This is a genomic window from Psychrobacter sp. Marseille-P5312, assembly GCF_900291405.1.
GTDB lineage: Bacteria > Pseudomonadota > Gammaproteobacteria > Pseudomonadales > Moraxellaceae > Psychrobacter > Psychrobacter celer.
The window spans coordinates 645,412-664,204 of record NZ_OLML01000001.1; the positions used below are offsets into that span (position 1 = coordinate 645,412).

General features: G+C 48.6%; 15 protein-coding genes. 11 read left to right on the forward strand and 4 right to left on the reverse strand.

The window, feature by feature from the left end:
- Positions 1-60: 60 nt before the first annotated feature.
- The 4 genes from C6W44_RS02805 to C6W44_RS02820 all read left to right on the forward strand — a co-directional run bounded on the left by C6W44_RS02805 (position 61) and on the right by C6W44_RS02820 (position 3,466).
- Entirely contained in the window at positions 61-1,176 is a 1,116-nt protein-coding gene (locus C6W44_RS02805; RefSeq protein ID WP_227526338.1) for a hypothetical protein, read from the forward strand.
- 142 nt (positions 1,177-1,318) lie between these two features.
- On the forward strand, positions 1,319-2,167 hold the full coding sequence (locus tag C6W44_RS02810) for a YbjN domain-containing protein (RefSeq protein ID WP_105244138.1): 849 nt from the start codon (positions 1,319-1,321) through the stop codon (positions 2,165-2,167).
- A gap of 118 nt (positions 2,168-2,285) precedes the next feature.
- Entirely contained in the window at positions 2,286-3,203 is a 918-nt protein-coding gene (locus C6W44_RS02815) for a histone deacetylase (RefSeq protein WP_105244139.1), read from the forward strand.
- Positions 3,204-3,259: 56 nt separating this feature from the next.
- Positions 3,260-3,466: a DUF2905 domain-containing protein gene (locus C6W44_RS02820; RefSeq protein WP_105244140.1), complete on the forward strand. Its 207-nt coding sequence runs from the start codon at positions 3,260-3,262 to the stop codon at positions 3,464-3,466.
- A 161-nt stretch (positions 3,467-3,627) separates the two neighbouring features.
- Here C6W44_RS02820 and C6W44_RS02825 read toward each other — a convergent pair whose 3' ends face one another.
- Together C6W44_RS02825 and coaBC are read right to left on the reverse strand one after the other, a co-directional pair.
- Positions 3,628-4,401, reverse strand: coding sequence for a sulfite exporter TauE/SafE family protein (locus tag C6W44_RS02825; RefSeq protein ID WP_105244141.1), 774 nt, complete (start codon positions 4,399-4,401; stop codon positions 3,628-3,630).
- A 107-nt stretch (positions 4,402-4,508) separates the two neighbouring features.
- On the reverse strand, positions 4,509-5,900 hold the full coding sequence (gene coaBC, locus C6W44_RS02830) for a bifunctional phosphopantothenoylcysteine decarboxylase/phosphopantothenate--cysteine ligase CoaBC (RefSeq protein WP_105246416.1): 1,392 nt from the start codon (positions 5,898-5,900) through the stop codon (positions 4,509-4,511).
- A gap of 141 nt (positions 5,901-6,041) precedes the next feature.
- Between coaBC and radC the strand changes: the two genes are divergently transcribed.
- The 3 genes from radC to C6W44_RS02845 all read left to right on the forward strand — a co-directional run bounded on the left by radC (position 6,042) and on the right by C6W44_RS02845 (position 12,150).
- Positions 6,042-6,725: a RadC family protein gene (gene radC, locus C6W44_RS02835; protein ID WP_105244142.1), complete on the forward strand. Its 684-nt coding sequence runs from the start codon at positions 6,042-6,044 to the stop codon at positions 6,723-6,725.
- 324 nt (positions 6,726-7,049) lie between these two features.
- Entirely contained in the window at positions 7,050-10,133 is a 3,084-nt protein-coding gene (locus tag C6W44_RS02840; protein ID WP_227526339.1) for an acyl-CoA dehydrogenase, read from the forward strand.
- A gap of 640 nt (positions 10,134-10,773) precedes the next feature.
- Positions 10,774-12,150, forward strand: a complete 1,377-nt coding sequence (locus C6W44_RS02845) for a dicarboxylate/amino acid:cation symporter (protein ID WP_105244143.1) — start codon at positions 10,774-10,776, stop codon at positions 12,148-12,150.
- Between the two features lie 144 nt (positions 12,151-12,294).
- Here C6W44_RS02845 and C6W44_RS02850 read toward each other — a convergent pair whose 3' ends face one another.
- Positions 12,295-13,050, reverse strand: a complete 756-nt coding sequence (locus tag C6W44_RS02850; protein ID WP_105244144.1) for a TSUP family transporter — start codon at positions 13,048-13,050, stop codon at positions 12,295-12,297.
- A 411-nt stretch (positions 13,051-13,461) separates the two neighbouring features.
- Here C6W44_RS02850 and nhaA point away from each other — a divergent pair, with 411 nt between their 5' ends.
- From nhaA to C6W44_RS02865, 3 genes are all read left to right on the forward strand, one after another.
- Complete coding sequence (gene nhaA / locus C6W44_RS02855; RefSeq protein ID WP_105244145.1) at positions 13,462-14,667, forward strand: Na+/H+ antiporter NhaA; 1,206 nt, start codon at positions 13,462-13,464, stop codon at positions 14,665-14,667.
- A 216-nt stretch (positions 14,668-14,883) separates the two neighbouring features.
- Positions 14,884-15,465 carry a DUF2799 domain-containing protein gene (locus C6W44_RS02860; protein WP_158676689.1) on the forward strand — a complete coding sequence of 194 codons (582 nt, stop codon included), beginning with the start codon at positions 14,884-14,886 and terminating at the stop codon, positions 15,463-15,465.
- 40 nt (positions 15,466-15,505) lie between these two features.
- The gene (locus C6W44_RS02865; protein ID WP_105244147.1) at positions 15,506-16,861 is read left to right on the forward strand and encodes an oxygenase MpaB family protein; all 1,356 of its coding nucleotides are present in this window, start codon (positions 15,506-15,508) and stop codon (positions 16,859-16,861) included.
- A 32-nt stretch (positions 16,862-16,893) separates the two neighbouring features.
- Here C6W44_RS02865 and C6W44_RS02870 read toward each other — a convergent pair whose 3' ends face one another.
- On the reverse strand, positions 16,894-17,631 hold the full coding sequence (locus C6W44_RS02870) for an NUDIX hydrolase (protein ID WP_100750056.1): 738 nt from the start codon (positions 17,629-17,631) through the stop codon (positions 16,894-16,896).
- 507 nt (positions 17,632-18,138) lie between these two features.
- Here C6W44_RS02870 and C6W44_RS02875 point away from each other — a divergent pair.
- Positions 18,139-18,702 carry an NUDIX hydrolase gene (locus C6W44_RS02875; RefSeq protein WP_075100367.1) on the forward strand — a complete coding sequence of 188 codons (564 nt, stop codon included), beginning with the start codon at positions 18,139-18,141 and terminating at the stop codon, positions 18,700-18,702.
- Positions 18,703-18,793: the final 91 nt, after the last annotated feature.

Genomic DNA, 18,793 nt, shown 5'->3' on the forward strand with positions numbered 1-18,793 from the left:
GTTGATATTACCCCAGCCACACAGTATAACAAATTGTCCATCACTATGACCTCAAAACCTATGCCGACTTCACAAGATAACCCTAGTTTAGAAACCCACCCTGCCCCCTCTCAGAGGCAAACAGCAGATGTCCAGCCAAACAGCCAGTCAAACACTAGCGCTGGCGCGCCTCTCAGTCTTGATAGTATCATCGAGGCACAAGTTGGCTTTATGCAGCAATGGCTTAGGGCACAAGCAGATACCTTGAGCGTGCAGGCATGTCAGTGGTTTGGCGAGCAGCCATTATGCCAGTACCTACAGGCTGATGATTTAAAGCGCCTCATCAATGACGGCTTATTACAGCAGCCGATGAGCGACGTCATGCGCACCGATATCCGTGATATCCTGCATACCGTTATCTACCATCCGATCAATGACAATGTCCCATTGTCTGAGCTGATAGACGACACCCAAGTCGAGACCCTTGCCAGCTATGTCGGCCGTCATGACGAGCAGCGCAACGCCCTTATTCATACGCTCATCGGCAACGAAACCTTTGCTGACCTACTCACCCAGACGCTTTATCACGCTATCAATGATTTTATGGAAAATACGCTCGATAAAGCAGGTGGCGTGGGCAAACTGATGAAGCTTGGCCGCAGCTCATTTGAAAAGGCTACCAATAAAAACCTAGATGAAAAACTGCAAACTTATTTGCACCGTAATATTAAAGACTTGACGCAGCGCGCAGAGACCAACGCTCAAACGCACTTGTCTAACGATGAGGTCGCGCGGCTGTTGGTCATGGGCTGGTCACGTATCAAAGACCTACCGATCAGCGAGATACAAACATACCTAAATGACGAGGCCGATAATAACAGTATCGAGCATATCGAAGCCAGCATTCAGCAAAGCTATAACCGCTTGCGCTTATCGCCCTATCTGCGCAGTCTAGTAGCAGCCAGCATCGACACGTGGTACAGCAATCATCAATCAGACACCATTGCGGCAGTGGCGGCGAGCCTACCTATCGATACCTCGCTCGCCTCACCACTGAGCACAGCATTACGACCGATCATACAAGACGCGCTTGACAGTCCATGGTTTACCGCTCATATTCGTGAGATGCTACAAGCTTTTTATGCGCAGCCTGCTATCAAAGCTTCGTTTGCGGGGCACGGCGATGAGCCCCGCTAATCACCCAGCGCGGTAGTTGATAGGGGCGGCGTAGCAAACAGTATGGTCATCGGCAAAGTGACATTATTGTCTTTACGGTGTTATCTTTACTATATTGCATTTACTGTAACGCCCTTACTTCTCTATCGATCATGGCAATCTTATGAGTCAACGTAACAAACTCAGCTTATGGCAACGACTCAAGCGGCTGCTGACAGAGGCCGCGCCGCCTGCTGTCGTCGATGACGATAATGACGACTTGCGGCAAACCACGATCGATGATGAGCCCAATGACAGGCCGTTATCTAGCGACAGATCTGCCAGCCGTCTAGACAGCCATCAAAAAAACAATCAAAACAGCAATCTAAATAACGATCTAAAAAGCCATATAGACGCCTCTGATAATGATAGCAAGCCTATCGGCACCGCGCCTCCTCAACCTACGTCAGATAGCACTCATCAGTCGCCCGATCCTACCGACACTCATATCGATATTGTCGAGTGCTTAAAACAATACTTTGAGCAAAAACAATGGCACTATGTCTACTATCGCCCAAGCAAAGGCGATCAGCGGCAGTCGCATCATTTGTCGCTAAAGATGCAACATAAGCAGCTAAGCTGTGGCTACTTGTTTCGTGTGCCAGCAGAAAACAAGCTGCTGGCCGTATATGGCATATTGCCTTTTTTGATTCCAGAGAGTCACCAAAGTGCCGCGATGCTATTGATTACCCAAATCAACTATGACATGCTGATTGGTAATCTAGAGATGGATATCAACGATGGCGAGGTACGCTATAAATATGCTATCGATGTCGAAGCCGTCGGTATCAATGACGATATCATCGAACATGTCTTACAAAGCGTCATCGCCATGACCACAGTCGCCCATGAGCTGTTTTATGATTTGATCAATCAGCAATATCCTGCCGAAGACATGCAAACGTTACTGACAGAGCTGCGTCAACAAGCAGATTCGCGCACCTTCTTTTTGCCAACTCAGTATGTTCAGTAATCCACTGATTCTGATGGCTATCCGCAGCTTTTACAATTCCTCACCAACCCCTCATTTTCAAAGCGTTTAAACTTATCTATCCTTAAAACACTTTTCAAAAAAGACATGCTTTAACACTATGCTAAAAATTGCCTATTCTGACGTGTTTCGTTACAGCGTGCCTGACAAGCACCGCTTCCCTATGCAAAAGTACACCATGATTCCTGAGCGCTTGCTTGAAGAAGGCACCATTACCCATGATAACTTTTTTGCGCCAAAACGTCTGACAGAAGAAGAAATCTTAACCACGCATACGGCGGACTACTGGCATAAGCTTAAAACCCAAACCTTGCCGCGCAAAGAAGCGCGACCTATCGGTTTTGAGATGACCGAAGCTTTGGTTGATCGGGGTCGTCATATCGCGCACGCCACTTATGAATGTGCATTATATGCCCAGCAATACGGTGTGGCGATGAATGTCGCGGGCGGCACTCATCATGCATTTGCCGATCATGGCGAGGGGTTTTGCGTGTTTAACGATGTGTGTATCGCCAGTAATCTACTGCTTAATCGCAGGCAGGCGCAAAAGATTTTAATCGTGGACTTGGATGTCCATCAAGGCAATGGCAACGCCAGCATTATGGCGGATGAGCCGCGTGTTTTTGTCTTTAGTATGCATGGCGCCAAAAACTATCCGTTTCGTAAAGAAATATCCGACTTAGATATTGAGCTGGCGAACGATACGGGTGATGCAGAATATTTACAGATATTAAAAAACACCTTGCCGCGTTTGATCAGCGAGGTTGCACCAGATATGATTTTTTATCAGTCTGCAGTCGATGTGCTGGCGACCGATAAGCTGGGTAAACTTGGTCTCACGCGCGCTGGCTGCAAAGCTCGTGATGAATATGTGCTTGAGCAAGCAAAAGCCGCTAATATTCCAGTTGCTATCGTCATGGGTGGGGGTTATTCTGAAAATATTGAAGATGTGGTCGAGGCGCACTGCAATACCTTTCGCATCGCCCAGCAGCTGTATTTTGGTGAAATAGCTGGTTAAGGTTCAGCGCATGTATGGTGGAGACAAAAGAGTAAAATAAGATTAGCGAGGCTTATATGGCAAAGATATTGATTATTATAGGGGCTGTACTGGTCATTATCGGGGTTATTTGGCTGCTGTTTCCTAGCGCGTTTTCTTGGATAGGTAATCTGCCAGGCGATATTAAGCACACCTCAGGCAATACTCGGGTTTATTTTCCAGTGGTCACTATGGTAGTGATCAGTGTTATCGCGACCATCGTGTTAAATTTATTCAATCGCTAACCTGAAAAACACTCCCTATAGTCAACTTACTTTAAACCGAGTCAGTGCTACTGGGAGGTTGTTTGTGCAGCATCGAACGATAGCAGCACGCAAGATTTATACCAGCAGCCCGTAATAGTTGATGGTTTGATTCTGTTTGTTTCTGTTTATTACTGACTATACTACAAAAACGCCATTACCCCCTGCCAGCCCACACGCAGCCCCAGTACGGAGAGAATCACTAAAATAAGCTGACGAAAGCGTGCTTGCGGCAAATAACGACGCAAGCGGATACCAACCAACAACGTCGCAACCGACAATACACTAAATACCGCTATCAGCTGCCACTCACCACGGCCAAGCGCCATGATTGGCTCACGCAATACGATGATTTGAGCGATTTTACCCAAAAAATAACACATATTGCCGACTTTGGCGATGGTGTTTTTATCATTGCTGGCAGAGAGCAAATACATCATCAGGATGGTCGACATCGCATTGGTCGCACCACCAATAACGCCTGCACTAAAACCTACGATAATCAGTACTGGCTTGGTATCAGGCAGGCGGATTTGCTTACCAAGTAAGCTACTGACCACATAATAGCCAATGACCGCCGCCAGCAGTACTAAGATGTACGCGCTATCGACCCACAGTAGTAGCTTTGCCCCCAAAATACTGCCAAGCAGACTGGTCAACGCCAGCAGCCAGTAGCGTCTGCCATAATAGATAAAGTTTTGCCAAATACTACGGCCACCGCCAGCCAGCCACGTCAGCGCGTTGAGCAGTAATGACGGAAAAATAATCAGCACAATGGCGTATGGCAGCGGGTACATACTCGCAAGCGCAGTGGTGGTGACCAAGGTGACGCCCAGCCCGCTAATACCATGCAGCAGTGATGCTAGCGCAAAGATAGCCATCAGTAATACGGTCTGGGTACTTGTATCATCCATCATACCTACCACACCGCCTTAGCGCCCGATTTGACCCAACTGATCTGCATCACTATTCTGACATCACCATATAGCTGTGCCTTGATAGCTGTGCCGTGATTGAGCTATGACTAAGCATCGTACCGCTGCCAGAGGGTCTCACCGATAATACGGATCAACTGCTCAGCGATTTTATCCTTGCTTGCTTTTTCTAACGTGACACTGTCGTGCTCATAACGCTCGGAGAAAAACACTTGCATGGCGTTATCATCACTGGCAAATCCAATATCCGCGCGAGACACATCATTGCAAGCAATCAAATCCAAGTCTTTTGAGACAAGCTTACCGCGTGCATAACGCTCGACATCTTGCGTTTCTGCTGCAAAACCCACGACAAACAGCTCAGGATGCGCAAGCGAGATAGTCGCTAAGATATCAGGGTTTTTTACCAAGTCTAGTGTCATCGACTCTTGGGTTTTTTTGATTTTTTGCGGCGCCGCGTCTCGGGTACGATAGTCAGCGACAGCCGCAGTGGCGATAAAAATATCAGCGACTCTAGGCTCGTCATCAGTGACATGGTCGTGCATATGAGTGTGACCACCTTCGTGCTCATGCGTCTCACCGCAGCCACAGTCATCGTGATGTTCGTGCGAATGGTCATGAGAATGCTCAGAATGGTGTTCATGCTCCTCTTCGGGCATATACTGTAATGCCGTATGCGTACCTGCCACACACTGCTGAGCCGTCAGCAACATCTCTTCGGCAGACAGCACATCGATACGCGTGACATTGAGCGGCGTCGGTAAACCCACCTTGCCACCTGCTATCAAGACCACCTCGGCACCGGCGGCCACGCAAGCGCGCGCTAACGCAAAGCCCATCTTCCCTGATGAATGATTGGACAAGTAGCGTACCGGATCGATTGCCTCGACCGTCGGCCCTGCAGTAATGACCACTCTTTTACCAGCCAATAGCTGCGGCGTGGTCTGCATGGCATTGAACAATAGCACCTCGGCCAACAGCGCCTCAGGTTCAGGTAAGCGGCCGGCTCCCACATCACCGCACGCTTGCTCACCGCTGGCAGGGGCAATGATTTGATAGTTCATATCGCGTAGGGTCTGCACATTGAGATTGACCGCAGGGTGCGCCCACATCTGCTGGTTCATCGCTGGCGCAACCAGCACCGGCGCGCTCGTCGCCAGACAGACTGTGGTGAGCAAATCGTCCGCCATACCCATCGCTAGGCGTGCCAAAGTATTGGCAGACGCAGGCGCGATGACGACCAAATCTGCCCATTTTGCCAGCTCGATATGCCCCATACCCGCCTCCGCTCGCTCATCGAGTAAAGAGATATGCACCTCGTTACCCGTCAGCGCCTGCAATGTCAGAGGCGTGATAAAGGCTTGCGCGCCGCTGGTCATGATGACGCGCACATCAAAGCCTGCTTTGACAAGCAAGCGAGCAAAAATAGCGGATTTATAAGCGGCGATACCGCCGGTGATAGCGAGCACGATATTGGACATAAGCATGGCATCAATAAAAAAGTGGAAAGATAAATTGCGCTTATAGTAACAATTATGAGATAAATTGGGTAAAAATTTACGTATTTCGCCCATTTATCGATACGGGCGTGTTTATCAAAATAGCACTTTTAGGAAATAATAATGGCAATCAAGGACTGGCACGAAGACGACCGACCGCGTGAGAGACTACTCAAAAACGGGGCAGCAAGCTTGTCTGACGCTGAGATTTTGGCGATATTTTTACGTACGGGTACTCAGTCACAGTCGGCAATCGAGCTGGCGCGGCATCTTATCGACCAATTCGGTAGCCTCGCTGAGCTGTTGGCCGCCCCGCAAGACACCGTCCTCGCCTGCCATGGCATCGGCCCTGCCAAGTACGCCCAGATACTGGCCTCGCTTGAGATGGGGACACGCTACTTGGACAGTCAGCTAAAAACAGGGCAAGCGCTTGGACGCTCGCAAGTGGTCAAAGACTATATCAGCACCCAGCTACGCGGCGAGCACCGCGAGGTCTTTGCTGTACTGTGCTTGGACAACGCACTCAATTTATTGAATTTTGAGATACTGTTTACAGGTGGTATCTCCTCTTGCTCTGTCTGTATCAAACACGTCCTACGCCATGCGCTGAGTCATGCAGCCAATCAGCTTATCATCGCCCACAATCATCCGCACACCGATGCGACCCCATCGACTGCCGACAACGTGCTTACCTATGAGCTAAAAAAAGCCTGCGACCTAATCGACTTGTCATTGGTGGATCATATCATCGTGGGGCGCAACAACACGTTGTCTTATGCCGAAAACGGCTTTGCGCCTTTTTCTTAAAGGCGCCCGTAATACAGACGGTAATCAAAGTATTGATAATAAAGTCAGTGATAAAAATATCGATAGTCATCCCATAATCACCATACCTAGCGTCTTATGATACATATTTTCGACACAGCGTAGCACTTTCGCTATTGATAGTCATCGACAACTATTTCATATTGATGGCTAACTGTGTCTTTCGTAGAGATTTGACTCTCAGTATTTTGACACACGGCCATAAATAACACTTAAAAACCCACGTCAGAAAAACTATAACTATATGTATCTGACCTGCATTCACACATTTTTACGCTATTGTTTGGCGTTATAAAGGAGACAGTCATGGCAATTGGCTTATTTATTTTGGCAATATTCATTCAATTAGCCATGGTCTTGGCCATCTTTTTGATGTCCTTATCACGTGTCACAGGCAGTATCGTCGCCCTTGCCACCGTTATCATCACTGCTGTTATCAGCCCGTGGTCGCTTGTTTTGGGTATTCCAGTCGCGGTGTTGTGCTTGATACTGCTTATCTCGCCGCTGCGGCAGTCCCTTATCACCAAGCCGGTCTATAAGACGCTGGGCGGTGCGATGCCCAGCATGAGCGATACTGAGCGAGAAGCGCTGGATGCTGGCACCAGCTGGTGGGAAAAAGAGCTGTTTATGGGTGCGCCCAATTGGGACACTTTTGCCAAATATCCTTATCCAGAGCTGTCAGATGAAGAGCAAAGCTTCATCGATAACGAAGTAGAGGCGCTGTGCGCCATGCTTGATGAATGGAAAATTCAGCATGAGGATAAAGAGCTTTCGGCTGAAGCATGGCGATTTATCAAAGACAATGGCTTTTTGGGTTTGATTATTCCAAAAGAATTTGGTGGCCGAGCGTTTAGCTCTTATGCCCAAAGTCGGGTGATGAGCAAAATCGCCTCACGCTCGCCGACAGCAGCAGTGAGCTGCATGGTGCCAAACTCACTCGGCCCAGGCGAGCTGCTCATGCATTATGGTACCGATGAGCAAAAACAGCGCTGGCTACCGGGACTGGCAAGCGGTGATGAAGTGCCTTGTTTTGGTTTGACAGGGCCTGAAGCAGGCTCCGATGCAGGCGCGATACCAGATACAGGTGTGGTGTGTTATGGCAGGCATGAAGGCGAGCACGTGCTCGGCCTACGGATGAATTTCTCAAAACGCTGGATTACTCTGGCTCCTATTGCGACAGTCGTGGGCTTAGCCTTTAAGATGCACGATCCAGAAGGCTTGCTTGGGGATGCTAAAAAGACCGACTACGGCATCACTTGTGCGCTGATTCCCGCCGATCACGAGGGCGTGGTCGTCGGGCCTCGTCACAATCCTATTGGCTCACCCTTTATGAATGGTACGGTCGATGGCAAGGATGTCTTTATTCCGCTGGATTATATCATCGGCGGCGTCGAAAACGCGGGGCGCGGCTGGCGTATGCTGATGGAGTGCTTGGGCGTCGGCCGCGGCATCTCTTTGCCTGCTCTGTCCACGTCGGCCAGTGAGATGACCTATCTGTCTGTCGGTGCCTTTGCCAAAGTCCGCGAGCAGTTCAAAATCTCTGTCGGTAAGTTTGAAGGAGTACAAGACGCCACCAGCCGTATGGCCAGTCATACCTATATGTTAGAGGCGTTTCGTCATCTCGTCACCTGTGGTCTCAACCAAGGGGGCACACCATCGGTCATGACGGCCATGGCAAAATACTACGCCACCGAAACCATGCGTGAAGTGGTCAATGACGGTATGGATGTGGTCGGTGGCCGTGCAGTACAGATGGGGCCACGCAACTTTTTGGCGACGCCTTATCAGGCAATCCCTGTCTCTATCACCGTTGAGGGTGCCAATATCTTGACGCGCTCACTGATGATATTTGGTCAAGGAGCGATGCGCTGCCATCCTTATCTGTTTGATGAGCTACAACTGCTACAAAGCGAGGACAAACACCACGCTATCCGCGAGTTTGATACTTTATTCTTTAAGCATTTGGGTTATACCTTTAACCGCGGGGCAAAAGCCTTTGTCGCAGGCTATGTCGGCGGCAGCAATCATGTGCCAAGCTTTGCCGATCGCTTTACCCGCCCTTACTATAAGCACATCAACCGTTTGAGCGCCAGCTTTGCCTTGACTGCCGATATGGCGTTGGGGCTACTCGCAGGTGATCTAAAGCGTAAAGAGATGCTCTCTGGGCGTCTGGCTGATATTCATAGTCATTTATTTATCGCGACGGCCATCTTGCAGTTTTATGAGCATGGCAACAAGTCTGAAGCGGAGCGTTTGCATGCCGAAGTCGCTTTACAAAATAGCCTGTTCACCATCCAAGAAGCGTTTGAGTCATTTTTTGAAAACTTCCCAAATCGCTTTGCCGCAGCGTTGGTTGGATTTGTGACTTTCCCCAGTGGCCGCATCTTTACGCCGCCAAGCGACGAGCTAAAACGTCAGCTCGGCGATGCCTTTATGGACGACTTTGAGGCCAATCCTTTTCGCGATTACCTCAAGACCATGGTCTATTACAACACCGACGAGGACGATGTGACGGGTCGTATGGAAAACGCCTATCAGACCTTGTTGGGTATCGAGCCGCTGTGGCAAAGATTTAAAAAGGCAGAGCACAAAGACAGCTTTGCCGGTTTGAGCTTTGAAGACCATGTGGTCTATGCCAGCCAAAACGAAGATATCACCGAAGAAGAAGCCGAAGTGCTTATTCAATACAATGCCATACGTTTTGATTCACTATTGACCGATGTCTTTGACAAGCATCTATCACAAGCGCAGCCACGCTTTAACCCTCATACGCTCGAAAATGCGGTCAATCAGTTGACTGACTATGCTGAGCGCAAACGTGCGGCGCAAGCTCAGAGTGACGTCGCGCCTTATGATGAGTCTGCTACCGACACAGTCACTGACACAGCAGCCAATAGCATAGCAGCGGGCGCAGCTCACAATGCCGTAGCGGCAGAAGGCTTGCAGGCCTCAGCAGATGAGCCAACAGGCGATGATAACCCCAACCATGGTTATGAGCCTGATGGTGAGGTAGAAATGGTCGCAGAGCAAGACTCTCAAAAAGAAAGACTGGCTCAGACTGACTTTGATGACTCTCATCCTGAGATTGAGGCCTTGGATGCACGTCACCGTGACGCCGCCTCGCACCTCAATGAGCGTATGGGCAACAATCATCGTAGCACAGCCTCAGAGCGCGCTGAGCCAGACAGCGCTCAACTGCATGGCACCCAGCTTACGGACAATGCCGACCAGATAGATACTGACCATGCCAATACTGATGAAACCAATCACGACGACGTCAATCAAAAAGACAGGGCGCAAAAAACGCAGTCTATCGACGAGCACTTAGACGAGCTGGGCGATAGTGAGCCATGGCAAGACAAACATCGCCACGAGGAAAGCAAAAACTAAGCGATGAACTATTTAGAAAGTGCCTCTTTAGAAAGTGCTTCTTTAGAAAGCACGGTTGCTTATTAGCGCGTGACCTCATTTAGAGAGCTATCGATAGAATTAAGAATACGCCTAGCCTCTCATCTTGATAGACTTATGTTTTATAGTAAGGTAATTCTTACCAGTGGCCTGAGACTTAACCATTGATATATTATCTGTCATTTTTACAAAAGACTGCCGCGGTTAGGCAGTCTTTTTTTTGTCCGAGCGTTTTTGGTCATCGCACCCTTTTGATGATGACATTTAACAAAAACGCGTTGGTGCTGGCTTAAATGTCGATATTTTAGCGACGTTAGCCTAATGATTATGGTGCTTTTGGCGATTTATAGCATCGGATCTGTTTTTTGCTAAGTGATTATCTCAGCCAATTTTTTGACAAAAAAGCTTAAACCGCCTTTAATCAGTTATAGATTATTATTTAAGTTATAAAAAAATCTTGCAGCGACCTTAACAATTATTTTATATTGTCGAATAGCCTGACATGAAATGACAGACAAATTTTTGCAGATGCAACACCATCAGGCGTAAGGATGGCAATCATAAACGCATTAGTTTAGTAGCACCCTTGATACTGAATGTTGCGGATAAAAGGATAGAGTTTATGTGGAAAAATATGGGACTAACGGGCAAGATCATCGTTGCCATGGTGCTCGGTATCATACTGGGATTATTTATCAACTATTCAGGACTGAACGCTGAGGGCGGTTTTGTTAGTACATATATCACCAATGGGTTTTTGGCCATCATCGGCAAGCTATTCGTAAACTCCCTCAAAATGCTGGTCGTGCCTTTGGTACTTATCTCGCTGATTTGCGGGGTGTGCGGTATTGGTGATATTCGCTTGCTTGGACGCATAGGTACCAAGACTTTCCTAATCTATATGATGACGACCGCGCTTGCCATTGCAACTGCTATCGGGCTTGGGCTTTTATTTGGTATCGGTCAAGGCATGGAGGTTGAGACAGAAGCGGCATTTGAAGCCAAGTCTGCGCCACCTCTACTCGATGTTTTTGCAAATATCATTCCGTCAAACCCCATCAGTGCGATGGCAAATGGCGACATGCTGTCGATCATCTTCTTTGCCATCTTGATCGGTATCAGTATTTTGATGGTCGGCAAACCTGCCAAAGGGTTGGTACAAAGCTTGGAGCTGATTAATGAAGTCATCTTAAAGATGGTGACCATCATTATGAATCTTGCGCCTTATGGGGTTTTTGCGCTATTGACCAAAGCCATGGCGGAGCTGGGTTTAGATCTGATTTGGTCGTTGCTCGGTTATGTTGCGGTACTGATTGGCTCACTGGCTTTCCACTTTTTTATCACTATGATGATCGTGCTAAAGCTCTTTTCTGGTCTGTCTATTAAGACGTTTTTGGCGAAAATGCGCGAAGTACAGATTTTTGCTTTTAGTACCTCAAGCTCGAACGCCACCATTCCGATCACGCTGCGTACCGTCACCAAGCGTATGGGTGTCAACAACTCAGTAGCCTCGTTTACCGTGCCTTTTGGGGCGACCATCAACATGGATGGTACGGCCATCATGCAAGGTACGGCGACCATCTTTATTGCCAATATCTATGGTATTGATTTGGGTGTGACCGAGTATCTAACGGTTATCTTGATGTCGGTGCTGGCCTCTGTCGGTACCGCAGGCGTACCTGGTGTGGGCTTGATCATGCTGTCTATGGTATTTGCCCAAGTCGGCCTGCCCATCGAAGGTATCGGTTTGATCTTGGGTGTGGATCGTATTCTTGATATGCTGCGTACGGCGGTCAACGTCGGCGGCGATGCAGCAGTGACAGCAATCGTGGCAAAATCTGAAGATAAAATGGACGTCGCTATCTACAACGATCCTGCGGCGGGCACCAAAGACGTCTTTGATGGTCACATCGATGAAGACAATGAGCGTGAGTTCTCTCAAGTGTTTAGTGATGGCATCATGGGTAGTGAGTACGATGATATTGATCGTCGCCGCTAATCGATAAAGCGTTTATTTATTCAATCATAAAAACCCCGGCGATATGAACCCAACCCCATAAGTTGGACACAACTTATGGGGTATTTTTATGGCTGCACTGCCTATAAACAGGCTGTATCGATACTCAATAAATCACAGCTTGCGTTAGCCAATCACATACTTGGTAATCATGGCAAGGCAGACCAGCACGATAACAGGACGAATTAGCTTACTCCCCCCTTTGACCACCATATGCGAGCCAAAATACGCCCCTATCGTTTGTCCGACCATCATTGCCAGACCGACTGTCCACAACACATTACCGCCCAAAATAAAAAAAACCAGCGAGCCAATATTGGTCGATAAGTTCAAAACCTTAGCCGCGCCTGTTGCCTCGATGATCTGCCGACCACGTAGCGCCACATTACCCAGCGCAAAAAACATGCCTGTCCCTGGCCCGATATAGCCATCATAAAACCCAATCAATGGCGCCACAATTTTTTGCCACTTGCCCTCTGAGATACGCGGCGCCGCTTCCACCTCGCCAAGCTTGGGCGCAAACAAAGTATAAATCCCAATAGCGGCAATCAAAAACGGAATCAGCTTTTCGAGCAGATCCGGCGGCGACATCTGTACAGCGATGGTACCGATGACTGAGCCAATAAAAGCCCCGACAATCGCCACCTTTATATTTTTAGGGTTGATGACGCCTTTTTTTATCATCGTAATCGAGGCCGCGAGCGCACCTGATGCCGCTTGCAACTTATTGGTGCCCAAGGTTAGCACGGGCGGGATATTGGCAAGTAGCATGGCAGGAATGGTCAATAAACCGCCACCGCCCGCGATAGCATCGATAAAACCTGCCAGCGCCGCAACCGCCGCCAGCATTAAAATAATCTCGATAGAGAGTGATATGTCCATGACACTAACCTTGAAAATTTGGGGTATAAAAAAGCAAACGCAACGTTAAGATTTGTGTAAAGGCGCTCATTATAAAGATAAAACCGTAAAAAAAACCAAAAACCTAGCAAAGTCTGCTAGATTTGTTATATTCTCGGCTTTATCAGTACGCCTTTTGGTAGGCTTCGCCTGTTTAAAAAAACCGCATAAAACCGTTAACGTATTTAATTGTTTATATGAATAAGATTGTGAGAAACTAGAGCCATCGGTCTGCTGCGTCATTTTTAATGATAAGGGCAGCATGAATGATGAGGGTTTATGTTTAGGCGAAATGGATTTGAGCAAGCCAAAGTAAGAAAGCAGGCCAGAACAATTTAGAAATTTGAAGTTTTTGAATGATTTAGCACGTTTTATTTAGTTAATGAGGATAATATGGCAATACGAAGGATTAAGGCATTTTTTGAATTTGAGGCAGCAGGCGGCATCGTGTTAGCGCTGGCAGCTATCGCGGCAATGATCATTGCCAACTCCCCTCTAAGCACATGGTATGAAGGCTTTATCCATGCCCCTGTTGCCATTCAAATCGGTGATTTTGCGATTGCCAAAGACGCCCATCATTGGATCAATGACGGCCTAATGGCGATTTTCTTTTTTTTGGTCGGTCTTGAGCTCAAGCGCGAAGTGCTCATCGGTGAGCTGTCCAATGTCAAACAAATCATTTTGCCAGCGGGCGCGGCCATCGGCGGGATGATCATGCCCGCTGCAGTCTATCTACTCTTTAATTATAATGAGCCTGAGTTTTGGAAAGGCTGGGCCATTCCAGCGGCGACGGATATTGCGTTTGCACTCGGTATCTTGAGCTTGCTCGGTAGCCGTGTACCCAACTCTCTAAAAGTCTTTTTGGTATCCATTGCTATTTTTGATGATATCGGCGCGATTTTAATCATTGCTTTGTTTTATACCAGCGACTTATCTTTGACATCACTTGCTATTGCCGGCTTATGCTTGCCATTTCTTTATTTGCTCAATCGTCGTAACGTTACCAGACTCACACCGTACCTATTTATCGGTGTCATCATGTGGGTTGCGGTACTGCAATCGGGTATTCATGCGACATTAGCGGGCGTGGTGTTGGCGTTGTTTATTCCTATGTTTGATCGCACTGACCCTGAGCACTCCCCTGTCGAAGAGCTAGAGCACGACCTACACAACACCGTGGCTTTTGGTATCTTGCCACTATTTGCCTTTGCCAACTCAGGCATCTCGCTCGAAGGGGCAGGTTTTGCAGAATTATTCCACTCAGTCCCGCTTGGTATCGCCGCTGGTCTATTTATCGGTAAGCAGTTGGGTGTCATGATTATGTGTTGGCTGGTCTTTAAGCTTGGTTTTTCAACCATGCCAAAAGGGATGGATTATAAGCAAATATACGGCGCCGCTCTACTATGCGGTGTGGGCTTTACCATGAGCTTATTTATCGGAGGTCTTGCTTTTGCAGGCGACACCACGTTATTTGATGAGCGTCTAGGCATCATCATGGGCTCTATCATCTCTGGGGTTGCAGGTTACCTCATGCTAAAAGTCAGCCTAAAAGACAACGTCAGCGGCACCTCAGTCGATTTGACGCGGCCTCAGCCATAATCCATCATCAGAAAAAGGCGAGCTATTTTGCGGTTATTTAGCCAACACATAGCTCACCGCTTTCTTCTTTCAACCCTAACAGTAAAAACAATAACCGCAGAAAAACAGCATCGCAAGCCATGTTTGGATAAAGGCAGTAAGCGCAATGACACCTCGCCTCGTGACATCTAGATGCACACTGGGCGCAACTGATAGCAGCAGTCTTAGGAGATGACCATGCAGGGACTTATCAGACCTATATCGCTTAGTCTGCCTATCCTTGGCAGTATGGTTTTACTATCATGCGCGACTCTCTCCAAACAACAATGCCTGATCGGTGATTGGCAAACGATAGGCTATAACGATGGCGTAGCAGGCTACTCCTCAGAGCGCCTCGCCTCACACAGCAAAGCCTGTGCCAAAGCACATGTGACCCCTGATTATCTTGCGTGGGAGCGCGGCCGCAAGCTTGGTCTGCAACAATACTGTACGAGCAACAATGCGTACAATGTCGGTCGCCGCGGGCGCAGGTTAAACAACGTCTGCCCTGCTGCTATGGTAAATCGCCTTCAACAGGCCAATCAGCACGGCCTAGCCTACTATCGTCTAGACAACCAGCTCGACACAGACAGACGCCTATTAGATGAGTATCAAACAGAGTTTGATCAGCTTGAGAGCGGCGCAATGCTAGACTTTGCCAACGAAAAAGACGCTCGCAAACGGCTGTTGTTTTTGGCCGATGAGCTTGGGTCGATTAAACGTCGCCTCGATGACACACAAAGGCAGCTCGATATGCTCAACCACACGTCTAAATATTAGGCCATCATAAAAAGCCTACTGATAAAAACATTTGCTACCTATGGATCCAAACAATACAGCCCAGACACAGCCAGCGCGCGCGTCCAAATCGAGCCAACCTACCTTTGCATCGTATCAGCGTCATGGGCGTACCACAGCGATTGATGATCATCATGACCTACAGGTCTTAAAGCGGATCAAGCGCTATTTGCTGCCCAAAGATTTTGTCATCTCGCAAGATTTAGTAGAGGAGATGGTCGCAGGCTACGACATCGGCGACCCCCTGACAGATACGCTCGCGGCTGACGGCCTGCGTTTTGCCAAACCCTTACAGCAGCTTATCCTCGATAACAAAACCGATAATAAACTCGCAGCTTATCCGTCCTTTTGTGCACTGGCTGAGCAGTTTAGCGACCATCCTGCTTGGTTTGATCCACAGCTTGCACAGACTGGGGCCGTTGCCTATCGGCGCTATCCGCTGATGCTGATTTGGCTACTACGAAATGTGGCATTGATGGCAGGTTATAGCATCCCTGCCCTATCGCTGCCACTGATCCAAACCGGCGCGTTGATGCACGATGCCCTGCCAAGACTCATGCGCACTTATGCTTATATTTTGGCTGTCTCTGAGCATCCATTATTGCCCAAAACAAGCACACGTATGCCGCGCACACGAGTGCCTATCGATAGCGTTTTGGCGATCGGCTCTGAGGGTTGGCGTCAGTCGATTCAGGTGCGGCAGATTCACACGCTCGTACGGCAAAACTTGCTCAGTGGCAAAAACAACGCGGCAAAAGGCGTCGCCACAGAGGCCGATCAGCATCGCAATCCCGATGGCAGCTGGAACACTACTTATTGGGGTGTACCGATCAACCAAACTGATATGATTGCCACTCATCTGCAGTTCTCGTTACTGATTATGCGCGGGCTACGGCTGCTTGGCGCGCGTATCAGTAGCGAGGAGGCCGAGGGAATTTTGCATTTATGGAATCTTGCCAGTTACTGGATGGGTGTGGATTTAGAGCGCCTACCAAAGGATGAGGCCGCCTGCTGGGAGTGGCTCTACACTTACTTGTCCATTCAACAGCTAGACTTTGAGATGGGACAACCTTTAGCAAAAGCCCTACATGATCTGCCGCGGCAACTGATGGGCGAAGACAATCGCCGCGGGCGTTTTGTAGAGATGGTCAATGCCAGTGTGACACGTACTCTGGTCGGTGATGATATCGGAGACGGCTTAGCGCTACCAAAATCAAAGCTTCGGTTTGGTGTCTTATCCTCCGTGCCTATCTTGTTTGCGCTCGATACCGCCCGTCAGCACAACCAAACGGTAGCCACCAAACTAGAAGCCTTTCGCGCCAAACGTCAAGACAATATGAACTGGTGGCTCAAGAAAAACGACGCCTATTATCAATGACGCAGCAGCTATCGGCTCAGCTCATTACAATCTTACAATCGGCTGTCTTGCACGCGGTAATACCATTCTAACTGCCGATCAAAAGCTGTCTCTAATAAGCTGGCAATGACGCGGCCTGTCAGCCCCCAGACCGTCTCGCCATCGACTTGCCAGCTGGGCGTAAGTATCGTCGCCACCTGATCTTGCATGGCATATTCTATCGCGTACTCAACGGTAGGCTGCGTGAGTAACGCCTCAAAATCTGCCCAAAAAATACGTGATATCTCACCGATCTCAGGTACCAGTACCAAATCAGGCGCGATCAAAGCCACGATTGGACGCACGCTCATGCCGCTTTTGGAGGTCTGAATGGGTAGCTGACCGATTAGCTGTACCTTGTTGGGCGGGAGAGCCGTCTCTTCACAGGCCTCACGTAGCGCTGTGACGACGTTATTACCATCCCCTATCTCGTATTTACCGCCAGCGCAAGATACCTCGCCTGCATGGCTATTCATGTGCGCGGCGCGGCGCGTCAAAAGCAGCTTGGGATGGCGCTCATGGGTGATGGCCACCAGTATCGAAGCATCGGCAATGGGCGTCTGGTATAGACTGTCTAAGACACGCGCGCTGCGAGAGCTTTGCTGCGCGGTATGCAGCGCTGAATCGGCCAACGCATTTAACGTCTCTTGCTGAACCCGCTCGGTCAGTTGCCTGAGTGTCGGATAGCGAATAAAAGGTGGTATAGCAACCGACTGCTCATCTAACTGCACAGTCTGGGAAGGGAGTAACATGATCTTGCCTTATGTTTTGATCAATATGTGGCGTGACTAGCTGTAGACTAGCGTACTCTTCACGCAGCTGCATGCTATTTGTGTGACTGTTCATTTGTCATGAGGTGTTTGTCATGAACGTCTCAAATCGCATCGACAGACAGGCGCCGCGTATTGTTTTTATAAGTCAACGTGTTTTATGAATTAGCGTGACCGCTTATGACAAACGGCGGTGATGGCTTGCCACGATGCCACGGGGCTTTGCTGTCATTTATCGGACTATGATCCGCCAGCGATATGCAGCGTTACTGTTATCATGCTGCGCTACGAGCAAAATGTGTGCTATCTTAAGGCGGTGCTTGCTTATTAGAATAACATCTTGCAGCACCGCTTTACCGGTATCCTGATAGCACACACAAAAACCAACGTATGAAGGGCGGGCGCGTCTGACAATGACGGGGTGTTGTTGCCATTAGGAGTCCTGACTCTTTATCTCTTACGCTTACTACATTTATAAAGGCAGTTGATATGCGCTATTGTCTCCAATGCGGTCATCAAGCAGAACGAAAAATACCAGCCACGGATAATATGCCGCGTTTGGTATGCCCAAATTGCAACTATATTCACTACGAAAACCCAAAAGTCATCTGTGGGTCGCTGGTCGTACATAAAGACAGAGTGCTGCTATGCCGCCGCGCGATAGAGCCGCAATACGGTCTTTGGACGATACCGGCAGGCTTTATGGAAAACGGGGAAACCATGGCAGAGGGCGCCGCGCGTGAGAGTTACGAAGAAGCGGATGCGGTGGTGTTAAACCCTCATCTGTACTGTATCTACGATCTGCCAGACATCGGACAGATATACTCAATTTATTTGGCCGATCTCAAAGACGGTGCATATGGTGTCGGCTCTGAAAGCCTTGACTGTGCGCTGTTTAGCGAAGAAGACATCCCGTGGGATAGTCTCGCCTTTGAAGCGGTGCGCCGCACTTTACGAAGCTACTTTGCCGATCGACAGCAGTTTAGCCAATTGTCTGAGTTTCCTATTCATCAAGATATGATTGGCAAAGACTTGAGTATCAAACGTTTTTAAACGCCTTTAAACATTGACTCAATCATCAGTCTTTTTACTAAAAACTATAAAAGCAGACAATAACCTAGTATTGTCTGCTTCATAAATGCTC

What these genes read in the sequence shown, in the direction of transcription:
- C6W44_RS02805 (WP_227526338.1), top strand. Translation starts at nt 61, where the DNA reads ATGCCGACTTCACAAGATAACCCTAGTTTAGAAACCCACCCTGCCCCC.
- C6W44_RS02810 (WP_105244138.1), top strand. Translation starts at nt 1,319, where the DNA reads ATGAGTCAACGTAACAAACTCAGCTTATGGCAACGACTCAAGCGGCTG.
- C6W44_RS02815 (WP_105244139.1), top strand. Translation starts at nt 2,286, where the DNA reads ATGCTAAAAATTGCCTATTCTGACGTGTTTCGTTACAGCGTGCCTGAC.
- C6W44_RS02820 (WP_105244140.1), top strand. Translation starts at nt 3,260, where the DNA reads ATGGCAAAGATATTGATTATTATAGGGGCTGTACTGGTCATTATCGGG.
- C6W44_RS02825 (WP_105244141.1), bottom strand. Translation starts at nt 4,401, where the DNA reads ATGATGGATGATACAAGTACCCAGACCGTATTACTGATGGCTATCTTT.
- coaBC (WP_105246416.1), bottom strand. Translation starts at nt 5,900, where the DNA reads ATGTCCAATATCGTGCTCGCTATCACCGGCGGTATCGCCGCTTATAAA.
- radC (WP_105244142.1), top strand. Translation starts at nt 6,042, where the DNA reads ATGGCAATCAAGGACTGGCACGAAGACGACCGACCGCGTGAGAGACTA.
- C6W44_RS02840 (WP_227526339.1), top strand. Translation starts at nt 7,050, where the DNA reads ATGGCAATTGGCTTATTTATTTTGGCAATATTCATTCAATTAGCCATG.
- C6W44_RS02845 (WP_105244143.1), top strand. Translation starts at nt 10,774, where the DNA reads ATGTGGAAAAATATGGGACTAACGGGCAAGATCATCGTTGCCATGGTG.
- C6W44_RS02850 (WP_105244144.1), bottom strand. Translation starts at nt 13,050, where the DNA reads ATGGACATATCACTCTCTATCGAGATTATTTTAATGCTGGCGGCGGTT.
- nhaA (WP_105244145.1), top strand. Translation starts at nt 13,462, where the DNA reads ATGGCAATACGAAGGATTAAGGCATTTTTTGAATTTGAGGCAGCAGGC.
- C6W44_RS02860 (WP_158676689.1), top strand. Translation starts at nt 14,884, where the DNA reads ATGCAGGGACTTATCAGACCTATATCGCTTAGTCTGCCTATCCTTGGC.
- C6W44_RS02865 (WP_105244147.1), top strand. Translation starts at nt 15,506, where the DNA reads ATGGATCCAAACAATACAGCCCAGACACAGCCAGCGCGCGCGTCCAAA.
- C6W44_RS02870 (WP_100750056.1), bottom strand. Translation starts at nt 17,631, where the DNA reads ATGTTACTCCCTTCCCAGACTGTGCAGTTAGATGAGCAGTCGGTTGCT.
- C6W44_RS02875 (WP_075100367.1), top strand. Translation starts at nt 18,139, where the DNA reads ATGCGCTATTGTCTCCAATGCGGTCATCAAGCAGAACGAAAAATACCA.